The organism is Capnocytophaga ochracea DSM 7271, from assembly GCF_000023285.1.
GTDB classification, from domain to species: Bacteria; Bacteroidota; Bacteroidia; order Flavobacteriales; family Flavobacteriaceae; genus Capnocytophaga; species Capnocytophaga ochracea.
Genome location: NC_013162.1, coordinates 302100 through 324705, shown reverse-complemented (window position 1 = coordinate 324705; position 22606 = coordinate 302100). Strand labels below are relative to the sequence as shown.

Sequence of the window (22606 nt, the reverse complement as noted above, 5' to 3'; positions counted from 1 at the left end):
AAGATTAGCAAATTGTACGTGCTTTTTTTCTAACTTCAGTATAAGGTTTTAACAATCCATTATTAGCTTGTTCAATACCTCTTTCTATGGAAGTTAATTGTGCTTCAGTGAAATGTGTTTCACTCCTTTCAAAAGAGATTTGTTGTTCCTTGAGCCATTCTTCCACTAAAAGTTGCTCTTCTGTGTTTAAAGGTTGTACTAATATATTCATAGTTTTTTAGGTATATTGTTAAGGATAATTAGTTGTATAGCTCCTTTTATCCTGCAAACTCGTCTAACATATCCAAAGATGGTACAAAGAAAAGTGTTCCTGTTTCGGCTGTGCTGAAATCTAATAGGCGGTCGTAATTGCCAGCGGGATTGCCTATAAACATATTAGTAAGCATCTTTTCTACCGTACTGAACGTATTGGCATAGCAGATGAAGTAAGTGCCCATTTGGTGACTTACGGGGTCGTGGAAAGGCATATTGTCTCTCACTACTTTCAAATCATCGCCTACATTGGCAAGTGCCGAGTGCGCATTGGTAGGCTTGGTATCCTCGTCCATTTCTATGTCCATTTCTTTGCTACGCCCTATTACTTTTTCTTGTTCGCTAACGGGGAGCGCACGCCAAGCGTTCATATCGTGTACGTATTTTTGTACGAATAGATAACTTCCTCCTTGGTAATCGGGGTCTTCATCACCTACTACGGCAAACTGTTCGCGTTCTGCGCCACGCGGGTTTTCGGTACCGTCTACAAAACCGATGATAGCGCGTCCGTCCCAATATCTAAAACCTTGTACGTTTACAATACCATTGGCAATGGGTTGCATTACCTCGCTAATGGCAGCTGCCATATCGTAAGCCAAGCTGGGGTTATGAGCGCGGATATGAAAGTGTAAGTCGCCTTCGGTGGATACAGCAGTGTGTTTACTACCTCTGATGGGCTCAAAATCTTTGAGTTCTTTGGGGAGTGGTTTGGGTAACCCTAAAGTAAGCCACGCCCTATGGCTAATGCCTATGGTTACACTGGCACGACCTTCAGGAAAGCGGTCGGCTACCGAGTTGTTGAGGTTTCCTACCAAACCACATACTTTTGCAAAAGTATTATTAAGCAATGTCTTGTCTATATCTTTTTTAAATGCCCATACCAAAAATATGGTATTGTTATTAGGCAAGTCTGTTACATTCTGATAATTCATTATATTAAGTATTTTTAATTTTTTAGGAATATTTCACGCGCTCTTTTCTTAACTTCAGTATAAGGTCTCAACAATCCGTTATTAGCTTGCTCAATACCTCTTTCTGTGGAAGCTAATTGCCCTTTTGTAAAATAAGTTTTTCTTCTGTTAAAAGAAATCTGTTTTTCCTTGAGTCATTCTTCTACTAATAATTGCTCTTCGGTATGTAAAGGTTGTGTACTATGATGTTCATAGCTCATTCATTTTATAACTTCCTAAATCATCTAATGTTCTACCGAATAATCGTTTGAGTTCTATCAGGCCCCACCGATACTACTTTGATGGGCACTTCGAGTTCTTTCTCTAAGAAACTGATATAATCCAAAAGTTCTTTGGGTAGTTGCTGGTAATTGGTGAGTTTGGTAAGGTCTTGTTGCCAGCCTTTGAGTTCCGTATATATGGGCGTTACGTTCTGTTCTTCTATATTGTAAGGCAAGTGCTTGATTTCTTTTCCTTTATAAAGATATGACGTACATACTTTTAAAGTCTCAAAACCGCTGAGCACATCGGCTTTCATCATTGTAAGTTCGGTAACTCCGTTTACCTGTACAGCGTATTTAAGGGCTACCAAATCAAGCCAACCACAACGGCGACGCCTACCGGTAGTGGCTCCAAATTCGCGACCTACTTGGGTCATTGTTTCGCCCACTTTGTCAAACAGTTCGGTAGGGAAAGGCCCACTGCCCACACGGGTTGTATAAGCCTTAAAGATACCTATTACCTCACCAATACTGCGAGGGGCTACACCTAAGCCCGTACAAGCTCCAGCAGCCGTTGTGTTCGACGAGGTAACAAACGGATAGGTACCAAAATCAATGTCCAACATAGAACCTTGTGCTCCTTCGGCAAGTATTTTTTTACCCTTTTTGAGAGCTTGGTATAGGTATTCTTCACTGTCGATAAGCTGAAACTCTTTCAGCACTTTTATCGCTTCAAAAAACTCGGCTTCCAACTCTTGTAGGTTATACTGAATATCCACCTTGTAGTTAGCGAGCATTTCTTCGTGTTTATCGGTGAGGTTACGGTAACGATCGTTAAAGTCACTGAGCTCTATATCGCCTACGCGCAAGCCGTTACGACCTGTCTTATCCATATAAGTAGGTCCTATACCTTTAAGAGTAGAACCTATTTTAGCTTTACCTTTGGAAGCTTCCGAAGCAGCATCTAAGAGGCGGTGGGTAGGCAAGATAAGGTGTGCTTTGCGCGAGATGAGCAAATTCTGTTTCAAATTTACCTCGTAAGGAGCGAGTGCCTCTATTTCTTTTTTGAAAATGATAGGGTCTATCACTACCCCATTGCCTATAATATTTACAGCACCTTTGTGGAAGATTCCCGACGGAATAGTGTGTAACACGTGTTTAATACCGTTAAATTCAAGAGTATGCCCTGCATTAGGACCTCCTTGAAAGCGTGCAATAATGTCGTAGTTTTGCGTAAGAACATCTACTATTTTCCCTTTTCCTTCGTCTCCCCACTGAAGACCTAATAATAAATCTACTGCCATTTTTGTTTCTTTTATTTAGTTGCTCTCTCTTCTTTTGGGGCATCTGCTTTGCGTGTACCGTAAAAATAAAGAGAGTGATTGCTAATATTAATATTAAAAACTTCTTCTATGGTTTTCTGTATTGCTTGAATACGAGGGTCACAAAACTCCACAATCTCACCCGTATCGGTAAGGATTACGTGGTCGTGCTGACGGTCAAAATACGATTTCTCGTAATACGCTTGGTTTTGTCCAAACTGATGTTTGCGCACTAAACCACATTCCAGCAAGAGCTCAATCGTGTTGTAGAGGGTCACTCTACTCACCCGATACTTTTTCTTTTTCATATTTTCATAGAGGGTCTCTATGTCAAAATGGTCGTTGTATTCGTAAATCTCCTTCACAATCGCATAGCGTTCAGGGGTCTTACGGTGTCCATTGTCTTCCAAATATTTGGTAAGCACCTTTTTTACAATCTCCAAGTTCTCTTCGGAGGTGTTTTTTTTATCTTTCTCAGCTATATTTTTCATATATTAAATATGTTTTTCAATAAAGGGCAAAAGTACTATTTATTTTTCAGAAAACAAAACACTACTATTATTTTTCAAAGCAAACACACCTCAGCCTCGCTACATTCGCCCTTTTAGCATTGCATCAACTCCCCCTTTGAAGGTAGCCAGCGACAGCTAGGTATGTGCCCTGCGAGAGCGGAGTATGTGATAGAGGGGAGGTTTCCGTCCCTACATTCCCCCTTTGGAGGGGGCTAGGGGGAGGTTTCTTTTGATTTTCCTTCACACTCCCCCCTATTGCCTATGTCCTAAGGCCTAGCACCTTTTCCTCTTTCTTTCGCCTCGAAACCCCGTTTTTAACATTTTTTGCATCGCTGTATTATACTATGAATCAATTATTTGTATACCCTTTCTATACCAATCGTCCAAGATTCGTATAAGCTTCCTATAAGCTCTCTATAAGCTAACCCCACCCTCCTTATAGCCTTTTTTCACCAAAATCTCTCTCAATCCTCTTCCGAACTTCTCCGTTTCCTTTCGCCTTCTCTAACCTATCCGATTTGTCCGACAAGTCTCACCTATCAATAAACAATTTTTATCACTACTCATTTGCTAATTTCCTCATTTCCTCATTTTCTCATCTCCCCATTTCCTCATTTTCTAATTCTCTCATTTTCTAATTTCTGGTATTATTGGCATTATTGGTATTAAAAAATTATTTCCTACCTTTGCAGTCTAAATTCATTGAACAGCATATATGAAACTTCAAAACATCATCATTACCATAGCCTCGCTATTCACATTGCAAAGCTGTATCAAAAGCGAAGCCCCAAATACCGAAGCCGATATCCTAACCTGTGAGGTCGACGGCAATCTGCTCATTCGTGAGCCCATAATCCAAAACACTGAGGTAAAACTCTACGTAACCGATTTAGATAAAGTAAAAAATCTCGCCCCTCGCTTCACCCTTACACAAGGGGCAACAATCAGTCCTACTAGCGGTACCGTACGCGACTTCTCTACCCCTCAAACTTATGTGGTAACCTCTGAGGACGGTAATTGGCAGAAAACTTATAAAGTGAGTTGTCTCACTAATGAAATTATCGCTCACTATCACTTCGAAAACGCTCGTATTACTGATGGCTACTACACTTTTTACGATACCTCAGTAAGCGGACAAGAAATCGCTTGGAGTAGCGGAAATGCAGGTTTTAAATTTACCAACAGTAATGCTAAACCCGATGACTTCCCTACAAGTCAGAGTGAGAGTGGATACAGGGGGAAATGCGTGAAACTCGTAACACAAAGCACAGGGGTCTTAGGAAAAACTTTTGGTGCTCCTATCGCAGCTGGTAATCTCTTCACAGGAAGTTTTGAAATAAATTTGTTCACCCCTGCAAAATCTACCCATTTCGGGATTCCTTTCAAAAGAAAACCTACTCATCTATCAGGATATTACAAATACAAAGCTGGTGAAAAACTTACTGATAAAAATGGCAATGTAATACCTAACCAAAAAGACAAATGTGATATTTATGCAGTGTTCTACGAGGTAACTTCTCAAGTACCTCATTTAGATGGCACTAACATCAAAACGCACAATAATATAGTGTTAATGGCACAACTAACCGACAAGAGAGAAACCGATAATTGGGTACAATTCTCTATTCCTTTTAAAACAATAAAAGGTCGCTCTATCGATACTAAAAAACTAAAAGAAGGAAAGTATAGTCTCGCTATAGTACTTAGTTCCAGTGAAAAAGGCGCTGATTTTACAGCAGCCGTAGGTAGTACTCTTTATGTAGATGAAATGCAATTGTCTTATGAATAATGAAGTTATGAAAAAGAATATCGTTATTGTATGCTTAATGCTATTGAGCTGTTTTTCATATGCGCAAAACGAACGTACTGAAACGCTTGTACAATCAGAAGAAAAAGGTTGGGAATACGAACTAAAAGCTGGCGTAAATATAGGAGGTGCAAGCCCAATACCACTCCCTAAAGAAATACGCAAGATAAAAGGATATAGCCCAAAGTTTAATGGCTCATTTGAAGGAACTGTAACCAAATGGCTTACTCCTAAATGGGGTATCTCAGCTAGCTTACGATTCGAAGAAAAGGGTATGGAAACCGATGCAAATGTAAAGAACTACGGTATGGAGATTATAGAACAAGGTAACCACGTGGCGGGCTATTGGACGGGTGATGTACATACTACCTACAAAAGTTCATTTGTTACCCTGCCCATATCACTGAACTATCGCCTTGCCAATCGTTGGAAACTGCGCTTAGGTACATTCGTTTCTTATCGTATGGACGGCAATTTCTCAGGCTATGTTACCGAAGGTTATTTGCGAGAAGGTAGTCCTATCGGTGAGAAAGTAAGTTTCACTAATGGGCAGATAGCCTCTTATGATTTCAGCAATCATCTCCGCCATTGGCATTGGGGCACACTGATAGGAGGCTCTTGGCAAGCGTTCAAGCATTTCAATATCAATGCTGAAGTCACCTACGGAATAAATAATATCTTTAAAAAGGACTTTAAAACAATTACTTTTGATATGTATCCCATCTATATGAATATAGGTTTTGGGTATCACTTTTAAGCACTTTATAATATCTTAATCCTTAAAGGAAATATATGACAAAGTTATTTGTAAAAAATATGGTCTGCCATCGTTGTATAATAGTACTCGATGAACAGTTAAAAGCATTAGGCTTAACACCACAAAGCATCAATTTGGGTGAAATTACTTTTACACAGGAACTTTCTTCTGATGAGATACAAGCTATCAAACAAGCTCTCTTACCCTTAGGATTTGAGGTGATGAACGATAAGAAAAGTGTTCTTATTGAAAAAATTAAATCTATCATTATCAATTTGATACATAACCAAGACAACAAACTATCGTTTAACCTTTCTGAAATACTCAGCAGTGAATTAGGTCGAGATTACGGGGCTTTATCGCGTTTGTTTTCTGAGGTAGAAGGCAGAACTATTGAAAAATTCTTTATTGCTCAAAAGATTGAGAGAGTAAAGGAACTCTTAGTATATGACGAACTGACGCTTAGTGAAATAGCTTATCAACTCAACTATTCAAGTGTAGCACACTTAAGCAATCAGTTTAAAAAAGTTACAGGACTCACCCCTAGCTTTTTCAAGCAGATAAAAGATAACAAACGTAAGTCTTTAGATGAGGTTTAAAATCTTACAAATTAAATACAAAATTGTGTAATATCCAAGTAGATGTTTTGCTGTATCTTTGCAGCGTAAAACAAATAACTTTTTAACATTTACAATTTATGGAATACAATATAGAAGGTATGGGGTGCAGAGGTTGTGCCAATACCATACAAAAAAAGCTCTCTGAAGTAGCAGGCGTAACAGCTGTTACCGTAGATTTCGCTACTAAAAAAGCTACTGTCGAAACTGATAGAGAAATCCCTTTTGAAGCTCTTGAAAAAGCCTTAGAGGGTACTCATTATAGCATTCATCAGGCTTCAAATTCTGAAGGCTCTGGTGTTTTCTATTGTCCTATGCACTGCGAAGGCGATAAAACCTACGATCACCCTGGTGATTGCCCTATATGTGGTATGCACTTGGTAGAACAAGTAGGAGGAGCTCAACAACAACATCATCACCACGAAGAAACCCCAAAAAAAGCCAAAGGCTCTGGTGTTTTCTATTGTCCTATGCACTGCGAGGGCAACAAAACCTACGACCACCCCGGTGATTGCCCCGTATGTGGTATGGATTTAGTAGAGCAAGTAAGCACAGAGGCTCCTGAAGGTGAAAGTGCGGAAGAGCAAAAGCGCAAAAAGTTACGCCGTCACTTTTGGGGTGCTGTAGCCTTTACGCTCCCTATCTTTATCATCGCAATGATCGGAATGTGGCACAACAATCCGCTGTATGAGTTAATGCCCGTAAGTGCTTGGAACTGGGTGCAGTTTGCGCTTTCTTTACCAGTAGTTTTCTATTTCTGCTGGATATTCTTCGAAAGGGCTTGGCGCAGTATCCGCACCTTGCACTTCAATATGTTTACCCTTATAGGGATAGGCGCTGGTGTAGCTTGGCTTTTCAGTGTAGTAGGACTGTTAGTTCCTGATATGTTCCCTGAACAATTCAAAGAACACGGCTCAGTACACTTGTATTTCGAAGCTGCTACCGTCATTCTCACTTTGGTACTCTTAGGGCAAGTGCTCGAAGCCGATGCCCACAGTCGTACGCAAGGGGCTATCAAAAAACTGTTGAATTTAGCCCCTAATGAGGCTACTAAAATTGTTCACGGCGAGGAAATAAGAGTCTCTATAGAAGAAGTAACCTTAGGCGATTTGTTGCGAGTGAAACCTGGTGAGAAAATCCCCGTTGATGGTGTAATTACCGAAGGTAGTGCGAGCATAGATGAGAGTATGATTACGGGCGAACCTATTCCTGCTGAAAAAGAAGTAGGCAGTAAAGTGTCGGCAGGTACGCTCAACGGTGCTCAATCATTTGTGATGAAAGCGGAAAAGGTAGGTAGCGATACCCTGCTCTCTCAAATCGTACAGTTGGTACAACAAGCCAGCAGTAGCCGTCCTCCCATTCAAAATTTAGCCGACAAGATAGCCTCTTACTTTGTGCCTATTGTGATAGGGATTTCAGTGCTTACCTTTGTGATATGGTCGGTTTTTGGAGGTGAAAATGCTTACGTATACGCCCTGCTCAATGCCGTAGCAGTATTGATTATCGCTTGTCCTTGTGCACTCGGTTTAGCCACCCCTATGTCGGTAATGGTAGGCGTAGGCAAAGGAGCTCAAAACGGTATCTTGATACGCAATGCTGAAGCCTTAGAAGTGATGAACAAAGTAAACACATTAGTCATCGACAAAACAGGCACACTTACTGAGGGGAAACCCAGTGTGAGCGAAGTATTTACCTTTGGCAACAGAAGTGAAAAGGATTTGTTACAAGTGCTCTATAGTCTCAATCAGCACAGTGAACACCCTTTAGCAAAAGCTACCAATGCATACACTCAAGCACAAGGTGCTACTCCCCTATCCTTTACTAACTTTGAAGCCTTGGCGGGCAGAGGGGTAAAAGCCTCTTACGAAGGAAAAAATTTTTTCTTTGGCAATGAACGATTGATGGAAGAAATCGGTGCTCCTTTATCCGAAGAAATACAAACTGTGGTAAAAACAGCGCAAGCAGCAGGAAAAACCGTTTCACTTCTCGCCATAGAAAAAGAAATCATTGGGGTAGTAACCATCACCGATAGAGTAAAAACCTCTACTGTTCAAGCCTTACAAGAGTTGCAGGACTTGGGAGTAGAAATTGTAATGCTTACAGGCGATAATTCGCTTACAGCTGCAGCTATTGCCAAAGAAATAGGCATCAGCAACTACAAAGCTGGTATGCTCCCTCAAAACAAACAAGCTGAAGTAGCGCGTTTGCAAGCTGAAGGAAAAATCGTAGCAATGGCAGGCGATGGTATCAACGATGCTCCTGCTTTGGCACAAGCTAACGTAGGCATCGCAATGGGCACCGGTACTGATATCGCTATAGAAAGTGCTGAAATCACCTTAGTAAAAGGCGATTTAAATGGTATTGTAAAAGCTAAAAAACTCAGCAAAGCAGTAATGAAAAACATACACGAAAACCTATTTTTTGCTTTGGTATACAACGTTGTAGGTATCCCCGTTGCTGCAGGAGTGCTATACCCTATTTTTGGTATCTTGCTTTCTCCTATGTTGGGTGCCTTAGCAATGAGCTTTAGCTCTGTAAGTGTTATAAGTAATGCTTTAAGATTGAGAAGAACGAAATTATAAAGAATAAAAAAAGCGATACAGAATGTTAATCTCCTCTTAATAAATCAATTTCAGCTACTAACTCTTATTTCCTTCTTTAAACCGAATATAAATTAAGGTTTTTGTACATTTTTTATTGTACAACTGATAAAAATGCCGTACTTTTGTAGCGAAATTGTTTAACGTAATATATACATATATAAAACTATAAAAGAATGGCAGGATTATTTAAAACATCTGTTGCAAGAAAGGTGACGATGGCTCTTTCGGCACTCTTTCTCATTCTCTTTCTAATCATTCACTTTGCGGTAAACTTCACCTCTGTGATTAGCGAGAGTACTTTCAACGAGCTATCTCATTTTATGGGCACCAATCCTCTTATTCAGTTTGCTTTGCAACCTGTATTGCTCGCTGGGGTGTTGTTCCACTTCATTATGGGATTTGTCTTGGAAATCCAAAACAAAAAAGCTCGTGGTAGTGAGGCATATTACAGCTATAATGGGGGGGCTAACTCCACTTGGATGTCTCGTAATATGATTATCACAGGAGTGGTGATTCTTCTCTTCTTAGGGTTGCACCTCTATGATTTTTGGGTAGGCGAAATGAACTACAAGTACATCGAGCAATTACCTCCAAACCCCGACCGCTACTACGGAGAATTAGTAGAGAAATTCCACAACCCTGTGCGTGTAGGTATTTATGTGTTAGCCTTTATCGCTTTGGCTTTGCACTTGCTACACGGTTTTCAATCATCTTTCCAATCTATGGGCTGGAAAGACGATGAGCGCAAAAAGTTTATCAGCTGCGTTGGCAATTGGTATTCTTACATTATCTGTGGAGGCTTTATCTTCATCGCCCTCTTCCATTATTTTAATCACTTAAATGCTTAATTTTATGAGTACATTAGATTCTAAAATTCCTGAAGGTCCTATAGCGGACAAATGGACGAAATATAAAGACCATATCAACCTCGTAAACCCTGCTAACAAGCGTAATATCGATGTGATTGTGGTAGGTACTGGCTTGGCAGGAGGTTCGGCTGCAGCTACCCTCGCTGAATTAGGCTACAACGTAAAAGCATTCGCTTACCAAGATTCTCCTCGCCGCGCGCACTCTATCGCTGCTCAGGGGGGTATCAATGCCGCTAAAAACTATATGGGCGATGGCGACTCTAACTATCGCTTGTTCTACGATACTGTAAAAGGGGGCGACTACCGCGCTCGTGAGGCTAACGTATATCGCCTTGCTGAGGTATCTGGCAATATCATCGACCAATGTGTGGCGCAAGGCGTACCTTTCGCTCGTGATTATGGTGGGCTACTTGATAACCGCTCTTTCGGTGGGGTATTGGTTTCTCGTACTTTCTATGCCAAAGGTCAAACAGGACAACAGCTTTTGCTCGGTTGCTATGCCGCAATGAACCGCCAAATTGCTCGTGGTAAAATAGATATGTACAACCGCCACGAAATGCTCGATGTGGTAATAGTAGACGGCAAAGCTCGTGGTATCATCGCTCGTAACCTTGTTACTGGTGAAATTGAACGCCACTCTGCTCACGCGGTGGTTATCGCTTCTGGTGGTTATGGTAACGTATACTTCCTTTCAACCAATGCGATGGGCTCTAACGCTACCGCAGCTTGGAAAATCCACAAAAAAGGTGCTTACTTTGCTAACCCTTGCTTCACTCAAATCCACCCTACTTGTATCCCTCGTTCAGGTGACTATCAGTCTAAATTGACTTTGATGTCTGAATCTTTGCGTAACGACGGACGTATTTGGGTGCCTAAGAAAATGGAAGATGCTGTAGCGATACGCGAAAAACGCAAAAAACCTACTGAAATCCCTGAAGAAGACCGCGATTACTACTTGGAACGCCGTTATCCTGCTTTCGGTAACCTCGTGCCTCGTGACGTAGCTTCACGTGCTGCTAAAGAACGTTGCGATGCAGGCTATGGAGTAAACGAAACAGGTGAAGCTGTTTATTTGGATTTCTCTTCTGCTATCGAACGTTACGGTAAAGAACAATGTAAAATTCACGGCGTAGAACCTACTAAAGAAGAAGTTACCAAGCGTGGTGAAAAAATCGTAGAAGCTAAATACGGTAACCTTTTTCAAATGTACGAAAAGATTGTAGCCGAAAACCCTTATAAAACTCCAATGATGATTTATCCTGCTACTCACTACACTATGGGTGGTATTTGGGTAGATTACAACTTGATGACCACTATACCTGGTTGTTATGCTATCGGTGAGGCAAACTTCTCCGACCACGGGGCAAACCGCTTAGGAGCTTCTGCCTTGATGCAAGGTTTAGCTGATGGTTACTTTGTATTACCTTACACTATTGGCGATTACTTATCCGCTGATATCCGTACCGGTAAAATCCCTACTGATACCCCTGAGTTTGACGAAGCAGAACGCATCGTAAAAGAACGTTTGGCTTACTTCATCAACAATAAGGGTACCCACTCTGTAGATTACTTCCACAAAAAACTTGGTAAAGTGATGTGGGATAAAGTAGGTATGGCGCGTAATGCTGAAGGCTTGAAAGAAGCTATCAAAGAAATACGCGAAATACGCGAAGATTTCTGGAAAAACGTAAAAGTACCTGGTGAACTCACTGGTATGAACGTAGAGCTTGAAAAAGCAGGTCGTGTAGCCGACTTCCTTGAACTTGGTGAGTTATTTGCTAAAGACGCTTTAGAACGTAATGAGTCTTGTGGTGGTCACTTCCGCGAAGAATATCAAACTCCTGATGGTGAAGCTCTCCGCGACGACAAAAACTATGCTTATGTAGCCGCTTGGCAATACACTGGTAATCCTAAAGAAGTAGTGAATACCTACAACCCTAGTGAAGAGGTAATGCATAAAGAACCTCTTGTATTTAAAGATATTGAACTTAAACAACGTAGTTATAAATAGAAAGATATGGCAACGATGAACCTAACACTCAAAGTGTGGCGACAAAAAAACTCGCAAGAGAAAGGTCGTATGGTAGATTATAAAGTAACCAACATTTCAGACCATATGTCTTTTTTGGAAATGTTGGATGTACTCAACGAACAACTCATTGAAAAAGGAGAAGAACCTGTAGCATTCGACCACGATTGCCGTGAAGGTATTTGCGGTATGTGCTCTCTCTTCATCAATGGGGAAGCTCACGGACCCGACCGTGGGGTAACTACTTGTCAGTTGCATATGCGTATGTTCAAAGATGGTGATACCATCACTATTGAACCTTGGCGCGCTACTGCTTTCCCTGTTATCAAAGACTTGATGGTAGATAGAACTGCTTTTGAACGCATTCAACAAGCAGGGGGATATATCTCTGTGAACACTTCTGGTAATACCCAAGATGCCAACGCTATTCCTATCCCTAAACGCGATGCCGACCGCTCTATGGATGCTGCGGCTTGTATAGGTTGTGGGGCTTGTGTGGCTACTTGTAAAAACTCTTCGGCTATGCTGTTTGTGGCTGCCAAAGTATCGCAATTTGCCCTCCTTCCTCAAGGTCGTGTAGAGGCTACTGAGCGTGTACTCAATATGGTAAACCAAATGGAGCACGAAGGTTTTGGTAACTGTACCAATACAGGAGCTTGCGAAGTAGAATGCCCTAAAGGTATTTCACTTGAAAATATTGCACGCCTCAACCGTGAATACCTCAAAGCAAGTATTCGATAATTAGCAAATTTGAAAATTAGCAAATAAAAAAACTGCCTCAATTTGTTTGAGGCAGTTTTTTTATTTAAAATTCAGAGTTATTTTTTTCTCAAAACGGGGTTCAACTCCTCATCATTGTACATCTTCATTTGTTTATAGACTTTCATATACTTGCGACCGGCAGCGATATCGTCTAAAAGTTGGTTGAGAGCCGTTGAAAGATCTTTTTTCTGTTCGAGCAGTACATTGAGTTTTTCTTGGCATTTAGCACGATGCTCAGGAGTGGCATCGGGGCGGTTTACTTCTTCCTGCATATGATAGATTTTCAGTGCTAAAATTGAAAGCCTATCCACTGCCCACGCAGGACTCTCGGTGTTGATAGTAGCCTCAGGAAGTGGTTTCACCTCCTTATACAAGTCTAAAAAGTAGCTATCTATATACTCTACCATATCGGTACGATCCTGGTTAGAAGCATCGATTTTGCGTTTGAGGTCGAGGGCTACCACTGGGTCGATGTTCGGGTCGCGAATAATATCCTCATAATGCCATTGCACGGTGTCAATCCAATTCTTGCGATAAAGCAAGTGATTGAGCAAGTCAGTTGATGGATAAGGGTTTACAAAAGGCTGATATACATCGTCCGCAATGTGGTATTGCGCGATACTTTCTTCAAATATTTTAAAGGCTTTTTCTGAAAACATAGTCATTAATTTTTTGGCAAAAATAAAGTTTTTCTTTAATAAATCAAACCTTTTACGTAACTTTGCCACAAATTTTAATTTTTCTATGAAATACTTCATTTTTATTATCACTTTATTCACCCTCACTATGGAAAATCTACAAGCTCAAAACAACGCTGATAATCAAACTATTTATCAGTTTACTGTAGAAGATATCAATGGCAAACCCTTTGTCCTTGCCGACCTCAAAGGCAAGAAAGTAATGATTGTTAATACTGCGTCAAAATGCGGTCTCACTCCCCAATACAAAGAGCTTGAAGCCCTCTATAAGCAGTATAAAGACAAAGATTTTGTCATTATAGGATTCCCCGCTAATAATTTCTTAGGGCAAGAACCTGGTAGTAATGAACAAATTGCTTCATTTTGCAGTATCAACTATGGAGTAACATTCCCGATGATGAGCAAAATATCGGTAAAAGGAAAGAATATGCACCCTCTATATCAGTTTCTTACACAAAAATCAAAGAACGGAGTAGAAGATTCTAAAGTAAAATGGAATTTTCAAAAATACCTCATTGGCAGAGATGGCAAGTTAGAAAAGGTAATCGACCCTAAAACTTTACCATCCAGTGATGAAGTAATACAATGGATTGAAAAATAACACTGATAACAATGCTAAAAAAACTATTTGAAAATTACCGCTTTATAACAATACTATGGTTTGCTCTTGCGCTGGCAACTGTGGTGCAGAACGTGTGGATAGCATGCAAGTTCAACAACTACCTAATTTTTGATGGGGTGTTTTGGCATACTCTCAAGCAATTGCCCCTCTACCTTCCTTACCCCGATGAGTATTTCGATACAAATCATTACGGTATCTTTTTCAGTGCAGTTATAGCTCCTTTTGCCTTGTTACCCAAGTGGATAGGTTGTACTTTGTGGATAATAGCAAATACAGCTTTCTTGTATTGGGCAATTAGGCAATTGCCTCTCTCTAAAAAAGCGATCATTGCCATACTGCTTATTGCTGCACACGATTTGTATACTGCGGCAGCTATGCAACAGTTTAATATCAGCGTGATAGCACTATTAGTAGGTGCTTTTGTGTTTATAGAACGCAGGCAGAGTCATTGGGCAACCTTGCTCATTGTAATAGGCACACTCACCAAAATCTACGGCATTGTAGGCTTAGCATTTTTCTTCTTTGCTAAGGACAAATGGCGATTTATTTGGTCAGGATTATTTTGGCTCATCGCTTTATTTTGTTTGCCAATGCTCTACTCTTCACCCGATTATGTAGTTTCTCAGTATTTTGATTGGTATGCTTCTTTGGCTGAAAAGAATGTATCCAACCTAAATACCACCACTTACAACCTGCAAAACCTATCACTTTTAGGCTTTTTGCAACGCACAGGGATTTATAACAACAACAGTATAGTCATTCTCATTGGATTAGGGCTGTTTGCTCTGCCTTATTTGCGCATTCAGCAGTACAAAAATCTCAATTTTAGATTGCTATTATTAGCTTCAGTGAGTATTTTCCTATGTTTGTTTAGTACAGGCACTGAAAATAGCACTTATGTAATAGCTTATGTGGGAATTGGGATATGGTTTATGGTAAGTGAGCTCCATCCTAAACTCAAAATAACCTTATTGGTATTGGCTATGTTAGGCTCACTCTCCCCTACTGATTTATTCAAACCACTGAAAGAACCTTACATTATCCGATATTCACTAAGAGCTGTACCTGTAACCTTGGTTTGGCTTGCAATAGTGTATGAAATGTTATTTATTCAGGTAAGAGATAAAAAAGATGAAAACAATAGAAATAATAGTACCGTGTTATAACGAAAGTGAAAATATACGTCCGTTATATGAGGCTATAAAGAGTGTCTTTACTGAAAAACTCTCTGATTATAGCTATACTTTGCTTTTTGTGAACGACGGCAGCAGCGATAATTCTCTTGAGGTGCTCAAATCTTTAGTTGAAAGTGATGTGCGCGTGAAATATCTATCGTTTTCGCGTAACTTTGGTCATCAATTAGCAGTAAAAGCAGGATTAGACCACTCGTTTGCTGATGCTGTTATCTCTATGGATTGCGATTTGCAACACCCTCCTGCCCTTTTACCCGAACTCATTGCCAAATGGGAAGAAGGCTATCAAGTAGTCGCAACTTTGCGTACCTATCCCGCGGATACCCCTAAAGAGAAACAAAAAAGCTCTCAACAGTTTTACAAACTTCTCAATCTGCTTTCGGATATAGAAATCAAAGAAGGTTCAGCTGATTTTAGACTCTTAGACCAATCAGTGGTAGAGGTCATTCGCTCGATGAGAGAAAATGAACCTTTCTTGCGAGGCATCGTACCTTGGGTAGGATTTCGCCAAACTTATATCCCTTACACTGCAGCTTCTCGTTTTGCAGGTGAAAGTAAATACACGGTTAAGAAGATGCTACAATTAGCAATTACAGGTGTTACTGCTTTCAGCATCAAACCCTTATATTTCGCTGTATTTTTAGGCTTTGTATTTTCTGCCCTATCACTATTGTACATTCCTTACGTGATATACGCCTTTGCAAGTGGTACTGAAATATCGGGCTGGGCTTCACTGATTATGACGATTGTTTTCTTTGGCGGGTTACAACTCATCATTTTAGGTATCATAGGTATTTACATAGGAAAAATCTTTAAACAAACTAAAGACCGACCTTGTTATATTATTCAAGAAGAAAAATTGTAAATAAAAACATATAAAAATGAGAAATCCAATTCTAATATTGCTAATACTTTTTAACACATTTATCCAAGCACAAGAGAAATATCAATTATCAAGTCATATTTTAGATATTTCACAAGGCAAACCTGCTCCAAATGTAAAGATAGCTCTATCTAAGCAAGATAAAAATCAAAACTGGGTATTGATAGATGAGAAATACACAGATAACAATGGGAGAATTAAAGATTTTTTGAAAGAAGAATCTAATAAAAATAATAATGGGGTTTATAAACTCACTTTTTATATTACTCCTTATTTTGAAAAGTTGAAACAAAAAACATTTTATCCCTTTATAGAAGTAGTTTTTGAGATAAAAGATAATCAACATTATCACATCCCGATTACATTATCTCCATATGGTTATTCTACTTACAGAGGAAACTAATAACTATAAAAATGATTTATTTAAGTTTCGACATAGAAGAGTTTGATATGCCCAAGGAATACGGCTACGACATTGCTTTCGAGCGACAAATAGCCATTTCACGTGAGGGGCTTACCGCTATATTAGATCTGCTCAAAAAACACAACGCCAAGGCTACTTTCTTTTCAACAGTAGTCTTTGCCCAGCAAGTCCCCGACCTTATAGAGCGACTTCTCAGCGAAGGGCACGAATTAGCCTCACACACTTATTATCATTCCGAATTTGAAAATGCACACCTCAAAAGTTCTAAAGAAGCTTTAGAACAACAATTTGGGGTAACTATTGAGGGATTGCGTATGCCGAGAATGCTTGAAGTAAGTGCTGAGGAGGTAAAAAAAGCCGGTTATCAATACAATTCATCGGTAAATCCTACTTTTTTACCAGGAAGATACAACAAATTACACGTACCAAAGCGTTTTTTCAAAGAAAATGGCTTATGGCAAATCCCTACAGCGGTAAGTTGGTTTAGAATTCCTCTATTTTGGTTATCATTTCATAATTTTCCTTTGTGGATTTATAAGTTTTTGCTGAATAGATGTGTAGCTTCTACAGGCTATGCTACTTTGTACTTCCATCCTTGGGAATTTACAAATTTACACCAAAAAGAATTTAATTTTCCTGCTTATGTAATGCGTAACAGTGGTGAGCAGATGATAGCACGCTTCGAGCAGTTGTTGCAATATATTGATAAAAAAGGCTGGAAAACGAGCCTCTATAAACAATTAACAATCGAGAATTAATGACGACAAGAAAACTACTACACGATGCTTTAGCTTTGACAGAACATAGTTTTGCCAACGAAAATCCTAAATACATCAAAAAACAAAAGAACAAGATACTCTTCCACACCTTGTTAAATATCCCATTTGCTAAAAAATGGTTCAGCTTGATACAATCAGAAGAGTATAAATGGGTGCTTTCACACCGTCCTCGTATTTATTTTAAGCCTTTTAGGGTGTATATGTCTACCAAATGGGGCAAGAAAGAACGAACTAAAGCCTTGCTGAGTTGTTATGCTTTTATCAAGCAACAGCCTTTTTTGACGCGTGTTATCCAAGAAGAAAAGCCTATCAAATTGGCTGAGTTCACAATGAAATACAACGGCGAAAAGGGACAAATATACCTCGGATACAATGAACGTTTCCGCAAAGAGGGAGAATTAGTGGTCTCGTTGCATTGTGATAGTTATCAGGAGGCTATCTGTGAAGCTTCTTTTGTGATTGACAAAGAAAATGAGGGATGGGTATGTCGTATAGGCTGTGTGCAAGGTAATAAAAGTGCCGAAACCGAGAATGCTATCAAGGAATTACAAAAACAAATGTATGCTCTTCGTCCTAAAGCCCTGATGATATTTATCATTCAGGAACTTAGCAGGCAATTAGGCTGCACTGCTTTGTATGGGGTAGGCAGTAAAATTCAGGCACATAACAAAAAACACTTTATCCATATAGAATGGTTGCACAAACTCTCTTTTAGTTATGACACGCTGTGGAAAGAAGCCGATGGCATTCCCGATAAAGATGGGTGGTTCAAGCTCCCTATTGAAATGCACTGCAAACCAATGGAAGAAATCAAATCGAGCAAGAGGTCGCTCTACCGCTATAGGTATGAGATGTTAAACAAAATTGCAACAGAAATAAAAGAGACAATTAACAAATAACAAGATGAAATTAGATATATTAGCTTTTGGGGCGCACCCCGATGATGTAGAATTAGGGGCTGCAGGCACCATTGCCAAAGAGATTAGCTTAGGCAGGACGGTAGGCATTATCGACTTAACACAAGGCGAATTAGGTACGCGTGGCAGTGCCGAAATACGCCATCAAGAGGCAACTAAAGCCAAAGAGCTATTAGGAGCAATAGTACGCGAGAATTTAAAATTCCGTGATGGCTTTTTTGTAAATGATGAAGCTCACCAAATGGAGATTATCAAGAAAATACGTCAATATCAGCCCGAAATAGTGCTTTGCAATGCTATAGACGACCGCCATATCGACCACGGCAAAGGTAGCAAACTAGTGAGTGACGCTTGTTTTCTCAGCGGTTTACGACGTATTGAAAGTACTCTCGATGGTGTAGCACAAATGGCTTGGCGTCCTAAAGTAGTGTATCACTACATTCAGTGGAAGAATACAGTCCCTGATTTTGTGGTAGATATCACAGGATTTATGGAAGCCAAAGTGAATGCCGTATTGGCGTACAGCTCTCAGTTTTACGACAGCAATAGTAATGAACCTACCACTCCTATTTCGGACAGGAATTTTTTAGACAGCGTTACTTACAGAGCACGCGACTGGGGCAGGCTAATTGGTACAGATTTTGCGGAAGGTTTTACTTGTGAGAGAGTTCCCGCCGTAGAGAGCCTTTTTTCTCTCAGATAAGAGATAATTAATAAAATGTAAAGATAATGAAATTGATATTATTAACCATTGGCATATTGCTATTGTGTGTAGTAGGTATGGCAATTAAGATTTGGGGCAAGAAAGACGGTAAGTTTGCCGGTACTTGTGCGAGCCAAAATCCACATCTAAATCCTGAAGGAGAGCCTTGCAGTTTCTGCGGTCGTTTGCCCGATGAACAAGAGTGTAGAAACAACAAATAATGGCAGAGGCACTTGCTGAAAATATAGTCGCTGCAAAAGCAGGTAAACAACGAGCTTTTAGCTGGTTGCTAGACGAGTTTTGGACTGATGTGTACAACTTTCAGCTCAAGCGTGTAAATAATGAGGTAGAGGCAGAGGATATTAGCATACAAACATTTGCTAAGGCTTTCGACAAGCTCCATACTTACGATGAACAATACTCATTCCGCACTTGGCTCTTCACTATTTCCAAAAATATTCACATAGATAACCTGAGAAAGCAAAATGAGTCGCTATTGCACTTAGACCGAGAGGAAAAACAATCTAAAACGCTCATAGATGAGACTCCTATCATAGAGGATAGCCTCATTATGGAACAGCAGTTTGATTATTTGCTAAAGAGTATAAAACAAATGAAAGAGCCTTACCGAACGGCAATACAACTGCGCTATCTGCACGAAAAAAGCTATAAAGAGATTGCCGAAGAAATGCAATCAACGATGAGCAGTGTGAAGATTACCCTGCTAAGAGCTAAGAAGATACTAGCAGAGATATTAAAGAAAAACAGATGAGACCTTTATGTTTCATCTGTTTTTTTATACTTGTTTTATAAAGCTACGTTCTTGCGGTGAATATCTATAACTTCGGAGATTTGGTATTCATCAAAAAGACTGAGAAGCTCGTCAACACCTTCTTCTAATTTTAAATCCATTTCTTCTGGATAAATAGGCAAAATACAATAGAAATTGATAATTGTACCGTCTTTGGTGTGTAACTTTAAGAAGTCCTGTGGAGCCGATAAGTAAGGGGGCATTAGCAGTATACAACCGAAATCGGTATTAGCAATAGGCTCGGCATCGGGACCATTGGGGATAGTGTGCCCTTCTGCCATCCACGTTTTGTACTGATGAGGAAAACGTGATATCATTTTAAGAAAGTAGATAGGCCAATAGTTATCGTCGTCTTTAAAAGCCTCATCGCTGATAGGCCAATCGACGGGGAGATAGACCATTAACTCGGCGTGGCTATAATCGTTCGGGTCATCTAAGCCTTCGGGCAAATACATCGGGTAGTCGCTCATACCGGTAGTAAAAAGCACGTGGTAAGGGGTTTCGGGGGTAGGTTTGATCCAATGTACATCTATATGCACGTATTCTGAGAGGATTTCGTGGAAAACGCTGTCTATTTTGCCGATATATTTTTCGAAATGGTCGCAAATTTCGTCCATATACACACAAGTACGGTCGGGCAATACAAAATCGCTTCTATCTTTTTCGGAATAGTTATAGACGTTAGAGCCTCCTTCCGATATATAATCGGGGGTAGGGGCAAAGATATTAGGCAAATCGTTTTCTTCATCATAAGAAACGGCTTCAATGAGCGAGTGCATCTCGTTGTCGTAGTACACGATTCCCTTTTCGATATCATCAGTAAGGAATTCGAGCCAATCTTCCATAGAGTCGTGGTACAAATCCATAAAAGAGGCTTCTATAGAGTCCAACACCAAATCTATTTCTCCTATCTGACCTATCACGCCTTCTTCATCGGGATCGAGGTCTATGAACATAAAGCGCGCCCCATTGGAGAGGAACGGAATCCATTTAGGATTATAAAATTGGTTTTTCACTACCTTGTCCCAGCACATATCAATTGCCTCTTCTTCATCAAAGCGGAGTGACTGCCAATTAGGCACACTCTCCAATTGCTCAAGCCAGTGTTCTTGGGTGCGTTTGATTTCTTCTAAGGGAATAAAACGCAACCCATTTAAGAAGAATATATCGTTTTCGCCTTCTTTTTGCCCGTTGAAAGTCTGGTATAGCTTTCTCACCTCAGAAGGCAAAGTAATACCCATTTCCGCCTCAAATACCGCTATTTGGGTATCCGAAACGCCTTTGTTGAGACTTGCAATAAGAGGAGTTGCTTGTTCAAGTATTACGTCTAAAAAACGTTTGACAGTTTTTTCCATAGTCATTTTATACAATTAGTTTTTCGCAACAAATGTACGACTTTTCTATTTAAAAGCAAATATCATTCTATATTTTTTCGTTTTTCTTTTTTAACTCTTAACCACTCTCTCCTGTCTATTGATAGACTCCTGGTGAATTGCCTTAAATACCTGAATCACTAAATCCTCACTTAGGTTGCGTTGTTCGCCTTCTGATATCATTTTGCCAAGAATTTCGTGCCAACGTTGGTTTTGTAAAATCGCTACATTGTTCGCTTTTTTCAGCATTCCAATCTCATCGGCTACCTCCATACGTCTTTTCAGTAAATCCAATAATTTATTGTCCAGTATATCAATGCGCGAACGCAAATTACTTAACTTACTCACATAGTCTTCCTCAGATACCGAAGCCTCGCGAATGCGCAAATCCTTCATTATTTGTATGAGGCGTTCAGGGGTAATCTGTTGTGCTGCATCGCTCCACGCAGCATCAGGGGTACAGTGCGTTTCAATCATCAAGCCATCGAAGTTTAAGTCGAGAGCCGTTTGCGATACATCAAAAATCATATCGCGTTTGCCGGTGATATGCGAAGGGTCGCAAATAAGTGGCAAGTCAGGGAACTTGTTTTGCAGTTCAATTACCAATTGCCATTCAGGAATATTGCGGTATTTGGTCTTTTCGTAAGTAGAAAATCCGCGATGTATCACCCCCAATTTTCTGATGCCTGCGCGTTGTAATCGTTCCAAAGCTCCTATCCATAACGGAAGATCGGGGTTTACAGGATTTTTTACCAAGATAATCTTATCAGTGCCTTCTAACTCATCGGCTATTTCTTGAATAATAAACGGACTCACAGTAGAGCGCGCTCCTATCCACAACATATCAATATCGTGCTCCAAGGCAAGCTTCACGTGGTCTTTATTGGCTACTTCGGTAGCCGTTTTGAGTCCCGTTTCTTCTTTTACCCGTTGTAGCCATTTGAGACCTAACGCTCCTACACCTTCAAACATACCTGGGCGGGTACGAGGTTTCCAAATACCTGCACGGAAGAAAGATACATCAGTATCTTTTAGGCTATGTGCTATTTTCAGTACTTGTTCTTCAGTCTCAGCACTGCAAGGTCCAGCAATTACTACGGGGTGGTTAAGGTGTAAGTCATCAAGCCACTGTCTATTTTCTTTGGTTATTTCCATTCTATGGGTCTTATTCTTTTAGTTGTCAGAGGGCAAAGATACAAAAAACTAAAGAATAAGTAATGAAAAACCAAAAAACTCTACATTATCAACTGATAAATCAGCAAAAAAGTAAAATATACCCATTTTTAAATCTTTAGCAATTATCTTTATAATCACTTACCTTTACCTTAGTTTTTTCTTACCTTCGTTCATTCTTGATTTGCCCGTGCCACTCGCACTCTCATTTACTAATTCCCAAATTCGCTAATTTGCTAATTTTTCTACCCGCCCGTGTGGCTCACACCATCTGCTCGTGCGGCTCGCACCTTTGGCAAAGTTGAAATTCACTAATAACCTTCTTTTTA

23 protein-coding genes are annotated in these 22606 nt (G+C 40.0%); 16 read left to right on the top strand and 7 right to left on the bottom strand.

Annotation, left to right across the window (positions count from 1 at the left end; translation table 11 throughout):
- Positions 1–4: 4 nt before the first annotated feature.
- The 4 genes from COCH_RS01275 to COCH_RS01260 form a co-directional block, all read right to left on the bottom strand.
- Complete coding sequence (locus COCH_RS01275) at positions 5–211, bottom strand: hypothetical protein (RefSeq protein ID WP_012797009.1); 207 nt, start codon at positions 209–211, stop codon at positions 5–7.
- Positions 212–257: 46 nt separating this feature from the next.
- Positions 258–1184, bottom strand: coding sequence for a Dyp-type peroxidase (locus COCH_RS01270; RefSeq protein WP_009410890.1), 927 nt, complete (start codon positions 1182–1184; stop codon positions 258–260).
- Positions 1185–1455: 271 nt separating this feature from the next.
- Positions 1456–2727: an adenylosuccinate synthase gene (locus COCH_RS01265; protein ID WP_012797008.1), complete on the bottom strand. Its 1272-nt coding sequence runs from the start codon at positions 2725–2727 to the stop codon at positions 1456–1458.
- Between the two features lie 11 nt (positions 2728–2738).
- Positions 2739–3236: a Fur family transcriptional regulator gene (locus COCH_RS01260; protein ID WP_012797007.1), complete on the bottom strand. Its 498-nt coding sequence runs from the start codon at positions 3234–3236 to the stop codon at positions 2739–2741.
- Positions 3237–3972: 736 nt separating this feature from the next.
- On the opposite strand from COCH_RS01260, the gene COCH_RS01255 reads away from it, so the two are divergent.
- The 7 genes from COCH_RS01255 to COCH_RS01225 all read left to right on the top strand — a co-directional run bounded on the left by COCH_RS01255 (position 3973) and on the right by COCH_RS01225 (position 12680).
- Positions 3973–5046 (top strand): PCMD domain-containing protein, encoded by a 1074-nt coding sequence (locus tag COCH_RS01255; protein WP_009410887.1) that lies wholly within the window; start codon positions 3973–3975, stop codon positions 5044–5046.
- Entirely contained in the window at positions 5039–5821 is a 783-nt protein-coding gene (locus COCH_RS01250; RefSeq protein ID WP_012797006.1) for a porin family protein, read from the top strand. The genes COCH_RS01255 and COCH_RS01250 overlap by 8 nt, the downstream gene beginning before the upstream one ends.
- Positions 5822–5856: 35 nt before the next feature.
- The gene (locus COCH_RS01245) at positions 5857–6420 is read left to right on the top strand and encodes a helix-turn-helix domain-containing protein (RefSeq protein ID WP_002673227.1); all 564 of its coding nucleotides are present in this window, start codon (positions 5857–5859) and stop codon (positions 6418–6420) included.
- Positions 6421–6518: 98 nt separating this feature from the next.
- Complete coding sequence (locus COCH_RS01240; RefSeq protein ID WP_012797005.1) at positions 6519–9020, top strand: heavy metal translocating P-type ATPase; 2502 nt, start codon at positions 6519–6521, stop codon at positions 9018–9020.
- A 194-nt stretch (positions 9021–9214) separates the two neighbouring features.
- The gene (locus COCH_RS01235; RefSeq protein WP_012797004.1) at positions 9215–9889 is read left to right on the top strand and encodes a succinate dehydrogenase cytochrome b subunit; all 675 of its coding nucleotides are present in this window, start codon (positions 9215–9217) and stop codon (positions 9887–9889) included.
- Between the two features lie 4 nt (positions 9890–9893).
- On the top strand, positions 9894–11921 hold the full coding sequence (locus tag COCH_RS01230) for a fumarate reductase/succinate dehydrogenase flavoprotein subunit (protein WP_009418022.1): 2028 nt from the start codon (positions 9894–9896) through the stop codon (positions 11919–11921).
- Positions 11922–11927: 6 nt separating this feature from the next.
- Positions 11928–12680, top strand: coding sequence for a succinate dehydrogenase/fumarate reductase iron-sulfur subunit (locus tag COCH_RS01225; RefSeq protein WP_002673219.1), 753 nt, complete (start codon positions 11928–11930; stop codon positions 12678–12680).
- A 77-nt stretch (positions 12681–12757) separates the two neighbouring features.
- Here the strand turns inward: COCH_RS01225 and COCH_RS01220 are convergent, their stop codons facing one another.
- Positions 12758–13360: a DUF4254 domain-containing protein gene (locus COCH_RS01220; protein WP_012797002.1), complete on the bottom strand. Its 603-nt coding sequence runs from the start codon at positions 13358–13360 to the stop codon at positions 12758–12760.
- An 85-nt stretch (positions 13361–13445) separates the two neighbouring features.
- Here COCH_RS01220 and COCH_RS01215 point away from each other — a divergent pair, with 85 nt between their 5' ends.
- The 9 genes from COCH_RS01215 to COCH_RS01175 are packed head-to-tail and all read left to right on the top strand — an operon-like array spanning position 13446 to position 19692.
- On the top strand, positions 13446–14000 hold the full coding sequence (locus COCH_RS01215; protein ID WP_041546613.1) for a glutathione peroxidase: 555 nt from the start codon (positions 13446–13448) through the stop codon (positions 13998–14000).
- A gap of 11 nt (positions 14001–14011) precedes the next feature.
- Positions 14012–15187: a glycosyltransferase family 87 protein gene (locus tag COCH_RS01210; protein ID WP_012797000.1), complete on the top strand. Its 1176-nt coding sequence runs from the start codon at positions 14012–14014 to the stop codon at positions 15185–15187.
- On the top strand, positions 15153–16079 hold the full coding sequence (locus COCH_RS01205; protein WP_012796999.1) for a glycosyltransferase family 2 protein: 927 nt from the start codon (positions 15153–15155) through the stop codon (positions 16077–16079). The genes COCH_RS01210 and COCH_RS01205 overlap by 35 nt, the downstream gene beginning before the upstream one ends.
- A 16-nt stretch (positions 16080–16095) precedes the next feature.
- On the top strand, positions 16096–16500 hold the full coding sequence (gene uraH / locus COCH_RS01200; protein WP_012796998.1) for a hydroxyisourate hydrolase: 405 nt from the start codon (positions 16096–16098) through the stop codon (positions 16498–16500).
- A gap of 11 nt (positions 16501–16511) precedes the next feature.
- Positions 16512–17279 (top strand): polysaccharide deacetylase family protein, encoded by a 768-nt coding sequence (locus tag COCH_RS01195; RefSeq protein WP_012796997.1) that lies wholly within the window; start codon positions 16512–16514, stop codon positions 17277–17279.
- On the top strand, positions 17279–18199 hold the full coding sequence (locus tag COCH_RS01190; RefSeq protein WP_012796996.1) for a VirK/YbjX family protein: 921 nt from the start codon (positions 17279–17281) through the stop codon (positions 18197–18199). The genes COCH_RS01195 and COCH_RS01190 overlap by 1 nt, the downstream gene beginning before the upstream one ends.
- Before the next feature lie 4 nt (positions 18200–18203).
- Positions 18204–18920: a bacillithiol biosynthesis deacetylase BshB1 gene (bshB1, locus tag COCH_RS01185; protein ID WP_012796995.1), complete on the top strand. Its 717-nt coding sequence runs from the start codon at positions 18204–18206 to the stop codon at positions 18918–18920.
- Between the two features lie 26 nt (positions 18921–18946).
- Positions 18947–19141, top strand: coding sequence for a hypothetical protein (locus tag COCH_RS01180; protein ID WP_012796994.1), 195 nt, complete (start codon positions 18947–18949; stop codon positions 19139–19141).
- Positions 19141–19692, top strand: coding sequence for an RNA polymerase sigma factor (locus COCH_RS01175; protein WP_012796993.1), 552 nt, complete (start codon positions 19141–19143; stop codon positions 19690–19692). Before COCH_RS01180 ends, COCH_RS01175 begins: the two co-directional genes overlap by 1 nt.
- 35 nt (positions 19693–19727) lie before the next feature.
- Here COCH_RS01175 and COCH_RS01170 read toward each other — a convergent pair whose 3' ends face one another.
- Together COCH_RS01170 and COCH_RS01165 are read right to left on the bottom strand one after the other, a co-directional pair.
- Positions 19728–21086, bottom strand: coding sequence for a suppressor of fused domain protein (locus COCH_RS01170; RefSeq protein ID WP_041546886.1), 1359 nt, complete (start codon positions 21084–21086; stop codon positions 19728–19730).
- 90 nt (positions 21087–21176) lie between these two features.
- Positions 21177–22259 (bottom strand): bifunctional 3-deoxy-7-phosphoheptulonate synthase/chorismate mutase type II, encoded by a 1083-nt coding sequence (locus tag COCH_RS01165; protein WP_012796991.1) that lies wholly within the window; start codon positions 22257–22259, stop codon positions 21177–21179.
- Between the last annotated feature and the right edge of the window lie 347 nt (positions 22260–22606).